Origin of the sequence: Poseidonibacter lekithochrous (assembly GCF_013283835.1) — a bacterium.
Taxonomy (GTDB): Bacteria; Campylobacterota; Campylobacteria; order Campylobacterales; family Arcobacteraceae; genus Poseidonibacter; species Poseidonibacter lekithochrous.
Window position 1 is genome coordinate 3,385,555 of the sequence record NZ_CP054052.1, and the last position, 18,442, is coordinate 3,403,996.

Annotated in this window: 17 protein-coding genes; 14 read left to right on the forward strand and 3 right to left on the reverse strand. The window is 31.3% G+C overall.

Annotated features, from left to right (window positions below; genetic code table 11):
* The first annotated feature begins 32 nt into the window (after positions 1 to 32).
* From trmA to ALEK_RS16350, 14 genes are all read left to right on the forward strand, one after another.
* On the forward strand, positions 33 to 1,154 hold the full coding sequence (gene trmA / locus ALEK_RS16285) for a tRNA (uridine(54)-C5)-methyltransferase TrmA (protein ID WP_071628200.1): 1,122 nt from the start codon (positions 33 to 35) through the stop codon (positions 1,152 to 1,154).
* 60 nt (positions 1,155 to 1,214) lie between these two features.
* On the forward strand, positions 1,215 to 2,072 hold the full coding sequence (locus ALEK_RS16290) for a flagellin (RefSeq protein ID WP_108064114.1): 858 nt from the start codon (positions 1,215 to 1,217) through the stop codon (positions 2,070 to 2,072).
* 223 nt (positions 2,073 to 2,295) lie between these two features.
* Complete coding sequence (locus ALEK_RS16295; RefSeq protein WP_108064112.1) at positions 2,296 to 3,153, forward strand: flagellin N-terminal helical domain-containing protein; 858 nt, start codon at positions 2,296 to 2,298, stop codon at positions 3,151 to 3,153.
* Between the two features lie 229 nt (positions 3,154 to 3,382).
* Entirely contained in the window at positions 3,383 to 4,237 is an 855-nt protein-coding gene (locus tag ALEK_RS16300) for a flagellin N-terminal helical domain-containing protein (RefSeq protein ID WP_173424164.1), read from the forward strand.
* Between the two features lie 194 nt (positions 4,238 to 4,431).
* Positions 4,432 to 5,280, forward strand: a complete 849-nt coding sequence (locus tag ALEK_RS16305; protein ID WP_108064107.1) for a flagellin — start codon at positions 4,432 to 4,434, stop codon at positions 5,278 to 5,280.
* A gap of 262 nt (positions 5,281 to 5,542) precedes the next feature.
* Positions 5,543 to 6,397, forward strand: coding sequence for a flagellin N-terminal helical domain-containing protein (locus ALEK_RS16310; RefSeq protein WP_173424165.1), 855 nt, complete (start codon positions 5,543 to 5,545; stop codon positions 6,395 to 6,397).
* A gap of 161 nt (positions 6,398 to 6,558) precedes the next feature.
* The gene (locus ALEK_RS16315) at positions 6,559 to 7,422 is read left to right on the forward strand and encodes a flagellin N-terminal helical domain-containing protein (protein WP_173424166.1); all 864 of its coding nucleotides are present in this window, start codon (positions 6,559 to 6,561) and stop codon (positions 7,420 to 7,422) included.
* Between the two features lie 195 nt (positions 7,423 to 7,617).
* The gene (locus ALEK_RS16320) at positions 7,618 to 8,469 is read left to right on the forward strand and encodes a flagellin (protein WP_071628311.1); all 852 of its coding nucleotides are present in this window, start codon (positions 7,618 to 7,620) and stop codon (positions 8,467 to 8,469) included.
* 161 nt (positions 8,470 to 8,630) lie between these two features.
* Positions 8,631 to 9,482 carry a flagellin gene (locus ALEK_RS16325; RefSeq protein ID WP_173424167.1) on the forward strand — a complete coding sequence of 284 codons (852 nt, stop codon included), beginning with the start codon at positions 8,631 to 8,633 and terminating at the stop codon, positions 9,480 to 9,482.
* A gap of 196 nt (positions 9,483 to 9,678) precedes the next feature.
* Positions 9,679 to 10,539, forward strand: a complete 861-nt coding sequence (locus tag ALEK_RS16330) for a flagellin N-terminal helical domain-containing protein (RefSeq protein ID WP_173424168.1) — start codon at positions 9,679 to 9,681, stop codon at positions 10,537 to 10,539.
* Between the two features lie 161 nt (positions 10,540 to 10,700).
* Entirely contained in the window at positions 10,701 to 11,561 is an 861-nt protein-coding gene (locus ALEK_RS16335; protein WP_173424169.1) for a flagellin N-terminal helical domain-containing protein, read from the forward strand.
* A 196-nt stretch (positions 11,562 to 11,757) separates the two neighbouring features.
* Complete coding sequence (locus tag ALEK_RS16340) at positions 11,758 to 12,609, forward strand: flagellin N-terminal helical domain-containing protein (protein WP_173424170.1); 852 nt, start codon at positions 11,758 to 11,760, stop codon at positions 12,607 to 12,609.
* Between the two features lie 161 nt (positions 12,610 to 12,770).
* Positions 12,771 to 13,622, forward strand: a complete 852-nt coding sequence (locus ALEK_RS16345) for a flagellin N-terminal helical domain-containing protein (protein ID WP_173424171.1) — start codon at positions 12,771 to 12,773, stop codon at positions 13,620 to 13,622.
* A gap of 95 nt (positions 13,623 to 13,717) precedes the next feature.
* Entirely contained in the window at positions 13,718 to 15,691 is a 1,974-nt protein-coding gene (locus tag ALEK_RS16350) for a 6-hydroxymethylpterin diphosphokinase MptE-like protein (protein WP_071627941.1), read from the forward strand.
* 12 nt (positions 15,692 to 15,703) lie between these two features.
* Here ALEK_RS16350 and ALEK_RS16355 read toward each other — a convergent pair whose 3' ends face one another.
* From ALEK_RS16355 to ALEK_RS16365, 3 genes are read right to left on the reverse strand one after another with little or no spacing between them, the layout of a single operon-like run.
* Positions 15,704 to 16,234 (reverse strand): GNAT family N-acetyltransferase, encoded by a 531-nt coding sequence (locus tag ALEK_RS16355; protein ID WP_071627942.1) that lies wholly within the window; start codon positions 16,232 to 16,234, stop codon positions 15,704 to 15,706.
* Positions 16,231 to 17,169 (reverse strand): capsular polysaccharide export protein, LipB/KpsS family, encoded by a 939-nt coding sequence (locus tag ALEK_RS16360; RefSeq protein WP_071627943.1) that lies wholly within the window; start codon positions 17,167 to 17,169, stop codon positions 16,231 to 16,233. The genes ALEK_RS16355 and ALEK_RS16360 overlap by 4 nt, the downstream gene beginning before the upstream one ends.
* Complete coding sequence (locus ALEK_RS16365; protein WP_071627944.1) at positions 17,156 to 18,442, reverse strand: DegT/DnrJ/EryC1/StrS family aminotransferase; 1,287 nt, start codon at positions 18,440 to 18,442, stop codon at positions 17,156 to 17,158. The genes ALEK_RS16360 and ALEK_RS16365 overlap by 14 nt, the downstream gene beginning before the upstream one ends.

The window sequence follows — 18,442 nt, forward strand, 5'->3', positions numbered from 1 at the left end:
ATAATATCGCATTAAACAAAAGAGGATAATTGATGAATTGTGAATATTTTGGTAAGTGTGGTTCATGTACACTACACGACAAAACTTATGAAGAGCAACTAGAATTTAAAAAACAAAGAGAAGAAACAAGATTTTCAAATTTTACAAATGATAAGTTTGACATCATCACAAGTGCACCACAAAACTTCAGAAATAGAGCTGAATTTAGAATTTGGAAGAATTTCGACAAAAATGATAAACCTACATTATCTTATGCAATGACTAGTTTAGAAAAAACTACTTTAGAAATCAATTCCTGTCAAATCGTAAGCTTGGAAATACAAAGTATTATGCCAGGCTTACTAGCAGATATTCAAGCGAATGAAACAATGGCTTTTAAAATTTATGCTGTTGAGTTCTTAGGATCTACGACAAATGATATGTTAGTTACACTAATTTATCACAGAAAACTAGATGAAAACTGGAATATTGAAGCTAAGAAGCTAGAAGAAAAATATGATATTAAAATTATTGGAAGATCTAGAAAACAAAAAGTTGTTTTAACAGAAGATTTTATTAGCGAAACGCTAAACATCAATGGTGATGATTATAAATTCCAATATAAAGAAGGTGGATTCACTCAACCTAATACAAAAGTAAATGTAAAAATGATTGAATGGGTTTTAAATAATATTGAACAATCCCAAAATGATTTATGTGAACTATACTGTGGTGGGGGTAATTTCACTATTCCATTATCAACAAAATTTAGAAAAGTATTAGCAACAGAAATTTCAAAAACATCAATTAATTCTGCAAAAACAAACTGTGAATTAAATAACAATACAAATATCGATTTTATTAGAATGAGTGCAGAAGAATTCGTAGAAGCTTTAGAGTCAAAAAGAGTATTTCAAAGATTAAAAGATATTGATTTAAAAGAGTATAAATTTGATTCAATTTTCGTAGATCCTCCAAGGGCTGGACTTGATGATTTAACAAGATCACTAGTTACTTCTTATGATCAAATTATCTATATTTCGTGTAATCCAGAGACATTGCATAGAGATTTAGAAGAGCTAACTAAGACTCATAAAATAGATAAATTTGCATTATTTGATCAGTTTGCATACACTAATCACATTGAAACAGGTGTTATTTTAACCAAAAATTAATTTTAGCTTAGGTAGAATCATGTATATATGTAATGTAGAACCCTAAAATAAGGTCAGAAAATGAAAATAAATACAAATATTGCTTCATTAGCAGCACAAGAAGCAAATACTAATACGAATAATAAGTTAACAAACTCTTTATCAAAATTGTCATCAGGACTTAGAATAAATAAAGCTTCTGATGATGCTTCTGGGTTAGCTATTGCTGATAAGTTAAGAACTCAAGCAAGCTCAATTGGTCAAGCAATTTCAAATGGTAATTCTGCTGTTGCAATGATGCAAATTGCTGATAAAGCTATGGCTGAGCAATCTAATATTTTAGATATTGTAAAAACTAAACTTATTCAAGCTGCCACTGATACAACGTCAGAAGAAGGTAGAACAGCTATTGGTAAAGATGTTGATAAATTGTTAAATCAATTAAATAATATTGCTGAGCAAACAAATTACAATGGAACTACTTTACTTCAAGGAGCAACATCTGCTTCAGCTGCAGCAACATTAACATTCCAAATGGGTGAAACAAGTAGTGACACAATTGGTTCAACAGGTGGAGTAAGATCAAATGTTTCAGGATTAACACTTGAAGCACTACAGTCTGCTGCAGCAAGTGGTGGAACAACTGCATTTACAGCTGTAGCCGCTAGAGGATTCCTTGATGATATAGATAGCGCACTTAATACACTAAATGGATGGAGAGCAGACTTCGGGTCAACTCAAAACCAATTAGAGTCAGCTGTTAGAAACCAAATGACTCAGCAAACTAATATTAAAGCTGCTGAATCTGTTATTAGAGATGTTGATTACGCAGCTGAATCGGCTAACTTCAATAAATTAAATATTATTTCACAAGCAGGTACTTATGCAATGAGTCAAGCTAATAATGTTCAACAAAATGTTACAAGATTACTTCAATAACAATATTAAACTATTAATACTAGAAAAAGGTTGGATATTTATTCAACCTTTTTTTATTTCTCTATTTTGTTTAATCTAATATTAAGAATTGGTGTGTAATAATTACATCATGCCTTATAGGAATTAATTGATTCCGAAGAGTGGTTAACTCTATGCTCAATAAAATGAGAATGTTTTCAGGCTCCCGTGTCAGGGTAAATCTTTTAATATAAAAGGATTTATTATGAGAATTAATACAAACGTTGCTTCACTTAATGCAAGAGAAGCTGCAACAAATACTAACAACAACCTTCAAAGCTCTTTAGAGAAATTAAGTTCTGGTCTTAGAATCAATAAAGCATCAGACGATGCATCAGGTTTAGCAATTGCTGATAAATTAAGAACTCAAGCTAGCTCTATTGGTCAATCAATCTCAAATGGTAATTCTGCTGTTTCTTTAACACAAATCGCTGATAAAGCTATGGCTGAACAATCTAATATTTTAGATATCGTTAAAACTAAACTTGTTCAAGCTGCTACTGATACTACTTCAGAAGAAGGTAGAACTGCAATTGGTAAAGATATAGATAAATTGTTAACTCAATTAAATAATATTTCTAGCCAAACAAATTATAATGGTACTACTTTATTAGAGTCTTCTACAGGAACTAGTGCAACGGCATTAACATTCCAAATGGGTGAAACTGCTACAGATATTATTCAAACAACAGCTGGTGTTAAATCTAATGTTTCTGGTTTAGGATTAGAAGCTATTAAATCAGGTGCCGCTTCTGGTGGTACTGCTGCTGCGTTTAGTGCGGGTGCAGCAAGAGGATATATGGCAACTGTTGATACAGCATTAAATACGCTAAATGGATGGAGAGCGGACTTCGGTTCTACTCAAAATCAATTAGAGTCAGCTGTTAGAAACCAAATGACTCAGCAAACTAATATTAAAGCTGCTGAATCTGTTATTAGAGATGTTGATTACGCAGCTGAATCTGCTAATTTCAACAAACAGAACATTATTGCTCAAGCTGGTACTTATGCTATGAGTCAAGCTAATGCTGTTCAACAAAACGTTACTAGATTACTTCAATAATTTAGTTTAAGTAATACTTTTTAGTATTACTTTTAACGTTTTATAATATAACGAGATTTATACAAATAGTATTTAGTAATTTATATTCGTATTTAGGGATAAGAGATTGGAACACTTTTAATTTAGGGGTCAATGGATTCCGAAGAAAGCTCTCTTTCTATGCTCAATAACATGAGAATGTTTCAGGCTCCCGCGTCAGGGTAAATCTTTTAATATAAAAGGATTTATTATGAGAATTAATACAAATGTTGCCTCTTTAAATTCACAAGAGAGTGCAACAAACACACAAAACAACTTAAGAAGCTCATTAGAGAAATTAAGTTCGGGATTGAGAATTAATAAAGCTAGTGATGATGCTTCTGGTTTAGCAATTGCTGATAAACTAAGAACTCAAGCTAATTCTATTGGTCAATCAATTTCAAATGGTAATTCGGCTGTTGCTTTAACGCAAATCGCTGATAAAGCTATGGCTGAGCAGTCTAATATAATTGATATTGTTAAAACTAAACTTATCCAAGCTGCTACAGATACTACTTCTAATGAAGGTAGAAAAGCAATTGGTAAAGATATTGATAAATTAATGGATCAATTAAATAATATTGCAACACAAACGAACTATAATGGTACAACACTATTAGCTGGTGCCGCAGGACAATCTGCTAATAATCTTACATTCCAAATGGGTGAGACAAGTAATGATACTATTGCAACTACTTCAGGAGTAAGAGCAACTGTTTCAGGTTTATCATTAAGTGGATTACAATCAGGTGTTACTACTGGACTATCAGCAGATTTTACTGCTGCAGGTGCAAGAGGATTCCTTGATGATGTAGATAGCGCATTAAATACACTAAATGGATGGAGAGCGGACTTCGGTTCTACTCAAAATCAATTAGAGTCAGCTGTTAGAAACCAAATGACTCAGCAAACTAATATTAAAGCTGCTGAATCTGTTATTAGAGATGTTGATTACGCAGCGGAGTCTGCTAACTTCAATAAACAAAACATTATTGCTCAAGCTGGTACTTATGCTATGAGTCAATCAAATGCCACACAACAAAATGTTTTAAGATTACTTCAATAGAAGTAATCTTGGCATTTCATTTCAGATCAATTCTTAATATTTAATCTAATATTAAGAATTGGTGTGTAATAATAATATGATACCTATTAGGAATTAATTGATTCCGAAGAGTGGTTAACTCTATGCTCAATAAAATGAGAATGTTTTTAGGCTCCCGTGTCAGGGTAAATCTTTTCAAGTAAAAAGGATTTATTATGAGAATTAATACAAATGTTGCTTCACTTAATGCAAGAGAAGCTGCAACAAATACTAACAACAACCTTCAAAGCTCTTTAGAGAAATTAAGTTCTGGTCTTAGAATCAATAAAGCTTCTGATGATGCATCAGGTTTAGCAATTGCTGATAAACTAAGAACTCAAGCTAATTCTATTGGACAATCAATCTCAAATGGTAATTCGGCTGTTGCTTTAACGCAAATCGCTGATAAAGCTATGGCTGAACAATCTAATATTTTAGATATCGTTAAAACTAAACTTATTCAAGCTTCAACTGATACTACTTCAGATGAAGGTAGAGCTGCAATTGGTAAAGATGTTGATAAATTGTTAGCGCAATTAAATAACATTGCTGAGCAAACAAATTATAATGGTACTAAACTTTTAGAAGGTGCAAACTCAGCTGCTGCTGCAACTGCATTAACATTCCAAATGGGTGAAACTGCTTCTGATACAATTGCAACTGCTGCTGGAGTTCAGTCTACTACAACAGGTTTAACTTTAGATACATTATCAGTTTCTGCTGCTGCAGGATTTGCATCTGCAGGTTCAGCAAGAGCATTCTTAGATGATGTAGATAGTGCATTAAATACACTAAATGGATGGAGAGCGGACTTCGGTTCTACTCAAAACCAATTAGAGTCAGCTGTTAGAAACCAAATGACTCAGCAAACTAATATTAAAGCTGCTGAATCTGTTATTAGAGATGTTGATTACGCAGCTGAATCTGCTAATTTCAACAAACAGAACATTATTGCTCAGGCTGGTACTTATGCTATGAGTCAAGCTAATGCTGTTCAACAAAATGTTACGAGATTATTACAATAATATTTATTAGTTTTTTAATAAATTAAAATATTGTATAAAATTCACTTAACTACTAATTTAAGATTACTTCTAAAGAAGTAGTCTTAATTATAAGAAAAATGATATAGGAATTTTTAATCAAATTAAGAATTTCTATATTATTTTAAATAATATAATATAGGTATCAATGGATTCCGAAGAGGGTAACCTCTATGCTTGTTGAAACAAGAATGTCTTAAGGCTCCCGTGTCAGGGTAAATCTTTTAAAATAAAAGGATTTATTATGAGAATCAATACAAATATTGCCTCTATGCAAGCCAGAGAGGCTGCAACAAATACAAATAATAATCTATCAAGCTCTTTAGAGAAACTAAGTTCTGGTCTTAGAATCAATAAAGCTTCTGATGATTCATCTGGTTTATCAATTGCTGATAAACTAAGAACGCAAGCAAGTTCTATTGGACAATCAATCTCAAATGGTAACTCTGCTGTTGCTTTAACACAAATCGCTGATAAAGCTATGGCTGAGCAATCTAATATTTTAGATATTGTTAAAACTAAACTTATCCAAGCTGCTACAGATACTACTTCAGATGAAGGTAGAAATGCAATTGGTAAAGATATTAATAAATTATTAACACAATTAAATAATATCTCTAGTCAGACAAACTACAATGGTACTACCTTATTAGAAGGTGCCAGTGCAGGAGATTCTGCTGCTGCATTAACATTCCAAATGGGTGAAGCTAGTACAGATACAATTGTAACAGCAGGAACAGTAAGATCAAATACTGGAGGTTTAGCGTTAAGTGGACTTAAAGATGACGCATCAGGTGGAGCTGCAAACTTAAGTGCAGCAGCATCAAGAGCTTATCTTGATGATGTAGATACAGCACTTAACACACTAAATGGATGGAGAGCGGACTTCGGGTCAACTCAAAACCAATTAGAGTCAGCTGTTAGAAACCAAATGACTCAGCAAACTAATATTAAAGCTGCTGAATCTGTTATTAGAGATGTTGATTACGCAGCTGAATCTGCTAATTTCAACAAACAGAACATTATTGCTCAAGCTGGTACTTATGCTATGAGTCAAGCTAATGCTGTTCAACAAAATGTTACGAGATTATTACAATAGTATTTAGAAATTTTGTATTCGTATTTAGGGATAAGAGATTGGAACACTTTTAATTTAGGGGTCAATGGATTCCGAAGAAAGCTCTCTTTCTATGCTCAATAACATGAGAATGTTTCAGGCTCCCGCGTCAGGGTAAATCTTTTAATATAAAAGGATTTATTATGAGAATTAATACAAATGTTGCTTCTTTAAATTCACAAGAGAATGCAACAAGCACACAAAACAACTTAAGAAACTCATTAGAGAAATTAAGTTCGGGATTGAGAATTAATAAAGCTAGTGATGATGCTTCTGGTTTAGCAATTGCTGATAAACTAAGAACTCAAGCTAATTCTATTGGTCAATCAATCTCAAATGGTAATTCGGCTGTTGCTTTAACGCAAATCGCTGATAAAGCTATGGCTGAGCAATCTAATATTTTAGATATTGTTAAAACTAAACTTATCCAAGCTGCTACTGATACTACTTCGCAAGAAGGTAGAGAAGCAATTGGTAAGGATGTTAGTAAATTATTAGATCAAATTAATAATATTGCTAGTCAAACAAACTATAATGGAACTACATTATTACAAGCTGATGCTACAATAAGTGGAGCAGCAGGAACAGCATTAACATTTCAGATGGGTGAAACTACTAATGATACAATTACAACTACAGCAGGAGTAAGATCAAATGCATCTGGGCTTGACCTTACAGCATTAAAGTCTGCTGCAGCAAGTGGAACATCTGCTGTATTTGATGCAGCTGCATCTAGAGGTTATATGGCAGCTGTTGATACAGCATTAAATACGCTAAATGGATGGAGAGCGGACTTCGGTTCTACTCAAAATCAATTAGAGTCAGCTGTTAGAAACCAAATGACTCAGCAAACTAATATTAAAGCTGCTGAATCTGTTATTAGAGATGTTGATTACGCAGCGGAGTCTGCTAACTTCAATAAACAAAATATTATTGCTCAAGCTGGTACGTATGCTATGAGTCAATCAAATGCCACACAACAAAATGTTTTAAGATTACTTCAATAGAAGTAATCTTGGCATTTCATTTCAGATCAATTTTTATTACATTTAATCTAAAATTAAGAATTGGTGTGTAATAATAACATTATGCCTTATAGGAATTAATTGATTCCGAAGAGTGGTTAACTCTATGCTTGTTGAAACAAGAACATTTTTAGGCTCCCGTGTCAGGGTAAATCTTTTAATATAAAAGGATTTATTATGAGAATTAATACAAACGTTGCTTCACTTAATGCAAGAGAAGCTGCAACAAATACTAACAACAACCTTCAAAGCTCTTTAGAGAAATTAAGCTCTGGTCTTAGAATCAATAAAGCTTCTGATGATGCATCAGGTTTAGCAATTGCTGATAAATTAAGAACTCAAGCTAGCTCTATTGGTCAATCAATCTCAAATGGTAATTCAGCTGTTGCTTTAACGCAAATTGCTGATAAAGCTATGGCTGAACAATCTAATATTTTAGATATTGTTAAAACTAAACTTATTCAAGCTGCTACTGATACTACTTCAGATGAAGGTAGAGCTGCAATTGGTAAAGATGTTAATAAATTATTAAGTCAATTAGATAATATTGCTAAACAAACAAATTATAATGGTACTGAATTATTACAAGCATCAGCAGCTGATACAGGTGCTGGAACTGCATTAACATTCCAAATGGGTGAAAATGCTGCTGACATAATTGCAACTACGGCTGGTGTTCAGTCTAATACTGTTGGATTAGGTTTAGCAAGTGCACAAGCTTCTGCTGCTGCAGGATTTGCATCTGCTGGTTCAGCAAGAGCACTTTTAGTTGATGTAGATAGTGCATTAAATACACTAAATGGATGGAGAGCAGACTTCGGGTCAACTCAAAACCAATTAGAGTCAGCTGTTAGAAACCAAATGACTCAGCAAACTAATATTAAAGCTGCTGAATCTGTTATTAGAGATGTTGATTACGCAGCGGAGTCTGCTAATTTCAACAAACAGAACATTATTGCTCAAGCTGGTACTTATGCTATGAGTCAAGCTAATGCTGTTCAACAAAATGTTACGAGATTATTACAATAGTATTTAGAAATTTTGTATTCGTATTTAGGGATAAGAGATTGAAACACTTTTAATTTAGGGGTCAATGGATTCCGAAGAAAGCTCTCTTTCTATGCTCAATAACATGAGAATGTTTCAGGCTCCCGCGTCAGGGTAAATCTTTTAATATAAAAGGATTTATTATGAGAATTAATACAAATGTTGCTTCTTTAAATTCACAAGAGAATGCAACAAGCACACAAAACAACTTAAGAAACTCATTAGAGAAATTAAGTTCGGGATTGAGAATTAATAAAGCTAGTGATGATGCTTCTGGTTTAGCAATTGCTGATAAACTAAGAACTCAAGCTAATTCTATTGGTCAATCAATCTCAAATGGTAATTCGGCTGTTGCTTTAACGCAAATCGCTGATAAAGCTATGGCTGAGCAATCTAATATTTTAGATATTGTTAAAACTAAACTTGTTCAAGCTGCTACTGATACTACTTCAGATGAAGGTAGAGCTGCAATTGGTAAAGATGTTAATAAATTATTAAGTCAATTAGATAATATTGCTAAACAAACAAATTATAATGGTACTGAATTATTACAAGCATCAGCAGCTGATACAGGTGCTGGAACTGCATTAACATTCCAAATGGGTGAAAATGCTGCTGACATAATTGCAACTACGGCTGGTGTTCAGTCTAATACTGTTGGATTAGGTTTAGCAAGTGCACAAGCTTCTGCTGCTGCAGGATTTGCATCTGCTGGTTCAGCAAGAGCACTTTTAGTTGATGTAGATAGTGCATTAAATACACTAAATGGATGGAGAGCGGACTTCGGTTCTACTCAAAATCAATTAGAGTCAGCTGTTAGAAACCAAATGACTCAGCAAACTAATATTAAAGCTGCTGAATCTGTTATTAGAGATGTTGATTACGCAGCGGAGTCTGCTAACTTCAATAAACAAAATATTATTGCTCAAGCTGGTACTTATGCTATGAGTCAGTCGAATGCTATACAACAAAATGTTACAAGATTACTTCAATAGAAGTAATCTTGGCATTTCATTACACACCAATTCTTTAATATTTTAATCTAATATTAAGAATTGGTGTGTAATAATAACATTATGCCTTATAGGAATTAATTAATTCCGAAGAGTGGTTAACTCTATGCTTGGTGAAACAAGAACGTTTTTAGGCTCCCGTGTCAGGGTAAATCTTTTCAAGTAAAAAGGATTTATTATGAGAATTAATACAAACGTTGCTTCACTTAATGCAAGAGAAGCTGCAACAAATACTAACAACAACCTTCAAAGCTCTTTAGAGAAATTAAGTTCTGGTCTTAGAATCAATAAAGCATCAGATGATGCTTCTGGACTTTCTATCGCTGATAAATTAAGAACTCAAGCTAGTTCTATTGGACAATCAATCTCAAATGGTAATTCTGCTGTTTCTTTAACGCAAATTGCGGATAAAGCTATGGCTGAGCAATCTAATATTTTAGATATCGTTAAAACTAAACTTATTCAAGCTTCAACTGATACTACATCTAATGAAGGTAGAAAAGCAATTGGTAAAGATATTGATAAATTAATGGATCAATTGAATAACATTGCAAAACAGACAAACTACAATGGTACTACATTATTACAAGCAACTTCAACAAGTACAGACTCTGCTGGAAAACTTACATTCCAAATGGGAGAAACAGCTACAGATATTATTGAAACAAAATCTGGAGTAACTTCAAATACTTCTGGATTATTAGTAGATGATATTCAATCAGCTGTAGCAACAGGATTATCAGCTGACTTTGATGCAACTGCAGCTAGAGGTTTTCTTGATGATATAGATACAGCACTTAACACACTAAATGGATGGAGAGCGGACTTCGGGTCAACTCAAAACCAATTAGAGTCAGCTGTTAGAAACCAAATGACTCAGCAAACTAATATTAAAGCTGCTGAATCTGTTATTAGAGATGTTGATTACGCAGCTGAATCTGCTAATTTCAACAAACAGAACATTATTGCTCAAGCTGGTACTTATGCTATGAGTCAAGCTAATGCTGTTCAACAAAATGTTACGAGATTATTACAATAGTATTTAGAAATTTTGTATTCGTATTTAGGGATAAGAGATTGGAACACTTTTAATTTAGGGGTCAATGGATTCCGAAGAAAGCTCTCTTTCTATGCTCAATAACATGAGAATGTTTCAGGCTCCCGCGTCAGGGTAAATCTTTTAATATAAAAGGATTTATTATGAGAATTAATACAAATGTTGCCTCTTTAAATTCACAAGAGAGTGCAGCTAACACACAAAACAACTTAAGAAGCTCATTAGAGAAATTAAGTTCGGGATTGAGAATTAATAAAGCTAGTGATGATGCTTCTGGTTTAGCAATTGCTGATAAACTAAGAACTCAAGCTAATTCTATTGGTCAATCAATTTCAAATGGTAATTCGGCTGTTGCTTTAACGCAAATCGCTGATAAAGCTATGGCTGAGCAATCTAATATTTTAGATATTGTTAAAACTAAACTTGTTCAAGCTAGTACTGATACTACTTCACAAGAAGGTAGAGATGCTATTGGTAAAGATATTACAAAGCTATTAGGTCAGTTAAATAATATTGCTAGTCAAACAAACTATAATGGAACAGAATTGTTACAAGCTTCTGAAGCAAGTACTGCATCAGGAACTGCATTAACATTCCAAATGGGTGAAAACCTAGCAGATACTATTGCAACAACTGCAGGTGTTCAATCTAACACTGTTGGATTAGCTTTAAGTGCTCTTAAAGATGCAGCTTCAGCTGGAACAACTACAGGATTTAGTGCTGGAGATACAAGAGGTTTCATGGCAACTGTTGATACAGCATTAAATACGCTAAATGGATGGAGAGCGGACTTCGGTTCTACTCAAAATCAATTAGAGTCAGCTGTTAGAAACCAAATGACTCAGCAAACTAATATTAAAGCTGCTGAATCTGTTATTAGAGATGTTGATTACGCAGCGGAGTCTGCTAACTTCAATAAACAAAATATTATTGCTCAAGCTGGTACTTATGCTATGAGTCAATCAAATGCCACACAACAAAATGTTTTAAGATTACTTCAATAGAAGTAATCTTGGCATTTCATTTTAGATCAATTTTTAAATTATTTTAATCTAATTTTAAGAATTGGTGTGTAATAATAACATTATGCCTTATAGGAATTAATTAATTCCGAAGAGTGGTTAACTCTATGCTTGGTGAAACAAGAACGTTTTTAGGCTCCCGTGTCAGGGTAAATCTTTTAATATAAAAGGATTTATTATGAGAATTAATACAAACGTTGCTTCACTTAATGCAAGAGAAGCTGCAACAAATACTAACAACAACTTATCAAGCTCTTTAGAGAAATTAAGTTCTGGTCTTAGAATCAATAAAGCTTCTGATGATGCTTCTGGTCTTTCTATCGCTGATAAATTAAGAACTCAAGCTAGTTCTATTGGACAATCAATCTCAAATGGTAATTCGGCTGTTGCTTTAACGCAAATCGCTGATAAAGCTATGGCTGAGCAATCTAATATTTTAGATATTGTTAAAACGAAACTTATCCAAGCTGCTACTGATACTACATCTGATGATGGTAGAAAAGCAATTGGTAAAGATATCAATAAATTATTAAGTCAGTTAAATAATATTGCTGAACAAACTAATTATAATGGTACTAAACTTTTAGAAGGTGCAAATTCTGGTGCTGCTGCTGGTCAGCTTACATTCCAAATGGGTGAAAATTCTGCGGATACTATTCAGACAGCAACAGGTGTACAGTCGACAACAACTGGTTTAGCATTAGATACAATTACAGATGATGTAATAGTTTCTGCAACTTTTGATGCAGCTTATGCAAGAGCATCACTTGATGATGTTGACAGTGCATTAAATACACTAAATGGATGGAGAGCGGACTTCGGTTCTACTCAAAATCAATTAGAGTCAGCTGTTAGAAACCAAATGACTCAGCAAACTAATATTAAAGCTGCTGAATCTGTTATTAGAGATGTTGATTACGCAGCGGAGTCTGCTAATTTCAACAAACAGAACATTATTGCTCAAGCTGGTACTTATGCTATGAGTCAAGCTAATGCTGTTCAACAAAATGTTACGAGATTATTACAATAGTATTTAGAAATTTTGTATTCGTATTTAGGGATAAGAGATTGAAACACTTTTAATTTAGGGGTCAATGGATTCCGAAGAAAGCTCTCTTTCTATGCTCAATAACATGAGAATGTTTCAGGCTCCCGCGTCAGGGTAAATCTTTTAATATAAAAGGATTTATTATGAGAATTAATACAAATGTTGCCTCTTTAAATTCACAAGAGAGTGCAGCTAACACACAAAACAACTTAAGAAGCTCATTAGAGAAATTAAGTTCGGGATTGAGAATTAATAAAGCTAGTGATGATGCTTCTGGTTTAGCAATTGCTGATAAACTAAGAACTCAAGCTAATTCTATTGGTCAATCAATTTCAAATGGTAATTCGGCTGTTGCTTTAACGCAAATCGCTGATAAAGCTATGGCTGAGCAATCTAATATTTTAGATATTGTTAAAACTAAACTTATCCAAGCTGCTACTGATACTACATCTGATGATGGTAGAAAAGCAATTGGTAAAGATATCAATAAATTATTAAGTCAGTTAAATAATATTGCTGAACAAACTAATTATAATGGTACTAAACTTTTAGAAGGTGCAAATTCTGGTGCTGCTGCTGGTCAGCTTACATTCCAAATGGGTGAAAATTCTGCGGATACTATTCAGACAGCAACAGGTGTACAGTCGACAACAACTGGTTTAACACTAGATACAATTACAGATGATGTAATAGTTTCTGCAACTTTTGATGCAGCTTATGCAAGAGCATCTCTTGATGATGTTGACAGTGCATTAAATACACTAAATGGATGGAGAGCGGACTTCGGTTCTACTCAAAATCAATTAGAGTCAGCTGTTAGAAACCAAATGACTCAGCAAACTAATATTAAAGCTGCTGAATCTGTTATTAGAGATGTTGATTACGCAGCGGAGTCTGCTAACTTCAATAAACAAAATATTATTGCTCAGGCTGGTACTTATGCTATGAGTCAATCAAATGCCACACAACAAAATGTTTTAAGATTACTTCAATAGAAGTAATCTTAGGCATACTAAACATAAAATAATAATCTAAGAATAAGTTTTATAAAATTTCTGTACAATCTTACTAACTAATATGAAGGCACCTTATGCAAGAAGAAATCGAAGAATTTAACCAAACACTACTAAATCTTTATTTTAATAATCTTAATTTTCTTAAAGAAAACCATCCACAAATTTTTGAAAAAGTTAATAAGTTATCTGATAACATTGAAAAAGGAATCCACAAGGAGAAGTATTCATTAGAATATAAAACTGAAGGATACTTTGATATTCTAAATATAGAGTCAAATGAATTTATTTATGGATTTAACAGTTATGATGAAGCTGATAAAAGAGCAAATATAACAAATTTTACGAAACATCACTCTTTAGATTTATTAAGAGTTGAACCAACAACAAATAAATTTGCATTAATGGGTTCTCATGGAGCAACAGTTCATTTAGTTGATTATCTAAATAAAAAAATTGATTTTGAAAATATAACTTTTTCAAAGATTTATAAATATATCTTTATAGGTGTTGGTGTTGGTGTTCATGTTCATGAGATCTATAAAAAAATTGACTCAATGAATACTTTAATAATTGAACCAAGTACTGAATTATTTAGGCTTAGTTTATTTACAACAGATTATTCTATATTTGAACAAGGAAACAAAAAACTGTTTTTATCTATTGGAGAAACAGAAGTTCAAAGAGAATATACATTAAGTACATTTACTGCTTATCATTCATATATGAACTATAATATTAAACATCATTTATTCTGGATTGATTATGAATATATCTTAGATGAAATTATAGGTTTTTATTCTCATAATCATGCAGGGGCATTCTCATTTAATAGTATATTACAGGTGTTTTCACGAACATTAGAATTTATGCATGAAAAAGAAAACTTCTTACAAAAAAGTTTAATAGAAGAACATACACCTTTAAAAAATAAAAAAGTTTTACTAATTAGTGGAGGACCTTCTGTTGATAATCATATAGATTGGATATATGAGAATCAAGATAAATTTATAATTATCTGTGTAGATGTAATTCTTAAAAAATTAGAAAAACATAAAGTTATTCCAGATATTGTAGTATCTATTGATCCATCACATTTAGTTGCAGAGTTCTTTAAAACAGAAGATGAAAATTTCTTAGAAAATAGTGCAATTATTTTCTTATCTCAACAAGATGAGACTGTATTAAATACTGTTAAGCACTTAAATGTTTACTTTTCACAAGTTTATTACATTTCTAAAAAAATTGGATACGCAATGTCTTTAGCAAATGTTGGTACATTCTCCCTTGCAATGGGATTACTACTAGATGCTAATGAACTATATTTAATTGGTAGTGATGCAGCCTTTGAGCAAGAAACAGGAAATAGATATGCAAAAGATAGTGGACATACACATGTTGATGAACATAAAGAGTCAGAAAAAAATGAAAATGAAAAAAATACAATTTCTTTTACTGATGTTATTGAAGTAAAAGGGAATCTAACAGATACAGTTAAAACAAATAGAGATTTATTTACATTCAAAAAAGATTATGAAGCATTTCTTCATACTGTAGTAAATGAAAAAGAATTTAAAGCATATAACCTTTCAGATGGAGCATATATAGAAGGACTAATTCCTTTAAATATTGAAGATATTAATATTGAAGATTCTCAAAGAAAAGAGTTTAATATAAAAGAAGTTATTGATAGTATTTCAATCAATGATATTGATGATATTGACTTTGAAGACGATATTAAAATTATAAATAGAATAATAAAAAAAGTAACAAAATATAAAAAAGTAAAGATTTCTTCTAAAAATAATTTCTTAGAATCTAAATTAGATATTATGATATGGATTTTAGAACAAAATAAAATTATGTCAAGTGGAATATTTGGAAATATATTCCTAAAGTATATTGAATTAATTGATATTTATATTAACTTCACATTAAATTTAGAACAAAGAGAATTAAATACTCCAAAAAATCTTGCTCAAATTAGAGATTATTGGTGTGATTCTTTAGTTGACTTACTAAAAAATATTAAAAAAGCAGTAAGTAAATAAGTAGAATTTTTTCTACTTATTTAAAAGTCCATATAGTAAAATATCTACATACTTACCATTTTTAAACATAGCCTCTTTTTGATGACCTTCTTTTTCCATTCCTAACTTAAGTGCTAACTTTTGCATAGGAGTATTTTCACTACTTGTACCACAGTAAACTCTATGTAGATTCAAAGTGGTAAAAGCATGATTGATTATCAAACTAGCCGCCTCATAAGCTAAACCTTTTCCATGATAGCCAGTTTCACCCATTACAATTGCAAATTCAGCACAAGAATCAATATAATTTATATTTTGAATACTAATATTACCTATATGTGTATTATCTTCTTTATAACAAACTGCTAAAACCAAGTTTGTATTAGAATTATTTACACTATCAATATATGATTTAGTTTTTTCTTTAGTATTTACAAATCTATGATGAGCATTATATTTACAAACTTCGGCATCATTTAACCAATTTACATAGTTACCATTTAAATCATTTTCATTTAATGCTCTAAGATAAACTTGTTCACCTTCAATAAAAATATCTTTCACTTCTTATCCTTATAGTCATTTAGAATATTTTTTAATTCATCAGAAGAATTAATTACTTCAACTTCTTTTATTGTATCTAAATTTTTTTTTGCTCCAATTTGAACACTATAGATAGGTTTTTCTAAAACTAAAGCTTCTTTAAAAACTGAAGAGTTTAAACCTAAAACTATTTTTGAATTAAATAAAACTTCTTGAATATTATAATCATCTTTATAAATTTTTATATTCTTATACTTACTTATGATTTGATCATATTTATTAGATTTTTCTGCTGGATGTAATTTAATAAAAACTACAATATTTGAATCTAATATAGATATAGTTTTTAATATGTCTTCAAGAAAATTGTATTCATTAAAGCCAAACTTATCCCCATATAAATCAGAAATATACTCCGTTAGAATTAATAAATAGTTCATTTTATGCTCAAGAATATCTTTATTTTTTGTAAGCATTTTTGTTTTATAAAAAACTTCTTTTAAATACTTTAGGTATAAATTTTCTTTCTCTATTATCCTATTTTTTAATAGGGGATACTCTAAAAAATCAAATTTGTTTTCATAGAATATTTCATCAGGTAAAAACTCTTCATTTAAAAGTTTTCCATTTATTGAAAATCTCATCTTTAAATTACCTGTAGCATCTAATAAAGATATAGTTTTATAAACAATATTTTTTGACTCTCTTATTACTTCCATTTCATAATCAGAGTGCATTCCTGATGTTCCCGTTATAACAAAATCATTTTGTTTAAAATCAATCTTTTCCTCACAAATCAATGAAGGTACATGATTTTCAAATATTTTTAAAGCAGGTCCTTTTGGAAAACACTTTACTTCATAACCTTCTTTATTTTTATAATATGCATAAGCCATTGCAAGATTAGCTCCTCCTGCATCATATGAAAAAACTAAAATACGATTATTTAAGTTCATCTATATTTTCACAAACTTTCACATATGCAGAAATAACATCATTTACATCATCTAAAGATAAAGGACTTCTTGTAAAATCATGAGTCCAAAGCTTGTTGTAATGCATATCTTCAACTACAGGACAAGTTCCTTTCTCATAAGATATTTCATCTTTAAAGGCAAATCCTTTTGAATTATAAGCTATCTTATTTTGAAACATAGGAATTAAATATAAAGGTTTAACATACCCTTGTCCAATAGGAACACCTTCATTTTCTCTACCCTCAACTGCTTCTAATTCTGCTTTTACTGCTGTAATAAATTTATCTCTTGAAATTCCAGCTATTTCTTCTAAGAACTGAAATGTTTGAAAATAATAAGCGTGAGTTCTATTATCTAATTTTACAGTTTTAATAAAATTATATTTATCTAAAGCTTCATTATATAATTTTGCATACTCTTGTCTAATTTTAAGTTCAGTATCTAATTTCTTAAGTTGTTCAATACCTATTGCTGCTTGAATCTCTGTTAGTCTAAAATTAAAGCCTAACATATTTTCAAGTTGTATATCACCTTTGTTTTCAACAACAGATTCTGCATGATTTCTAATTAACTGCATTTTATTTGCTAAGGTATCGTTATTTGTAATACAAACACCACCCTCACCTGTATGAATATGTTTATGATAGTTTAAACTAAAAATTCCAATATCCCCAATAGTTCCTACAAACTTATCATGATATTTAGTTCCAGGAGCTTGTGCACAATCTTCAATTACATATAAATTATGTTCTTTTGCAACTTCCATAATTTCATTCATATTTGAAGGACAACCAAAAATATGTACAACTACAATTGCTTTTGTATTTTCATTTATATTCTTTTTTATTGAATCAATACAAAAAGAATAAGTTTCAGGCTCTAGATCACAAAATACAGGAGTAGCATTCCAAAATAATGGAGCTGATGCAGAAATAGACATAGAATAAGACGAAACTAATACCTCATCACCTAATCCAACTCCACAAGCACCTAAGGCAGCTATTATCCCTGAAGTATTTGAGTTAACAGAGATAGAATGTTTTACTTCAAAATACTCACTCCAAGCCTTTTCAAACTCTTGTATTTTATCTCCCCCATAAAAGTCTTCATGCCAAGCTCCTAAGTATTTAGAAAGAACTCCTGATTGCATTACTTTTATAACTTCATTTATCTCATTTTGATCTATATTATTATATCTTGGGAAAAGTTTATCTCTTACTTTGTCCCCACCATTAATTGCTAATACAGACAT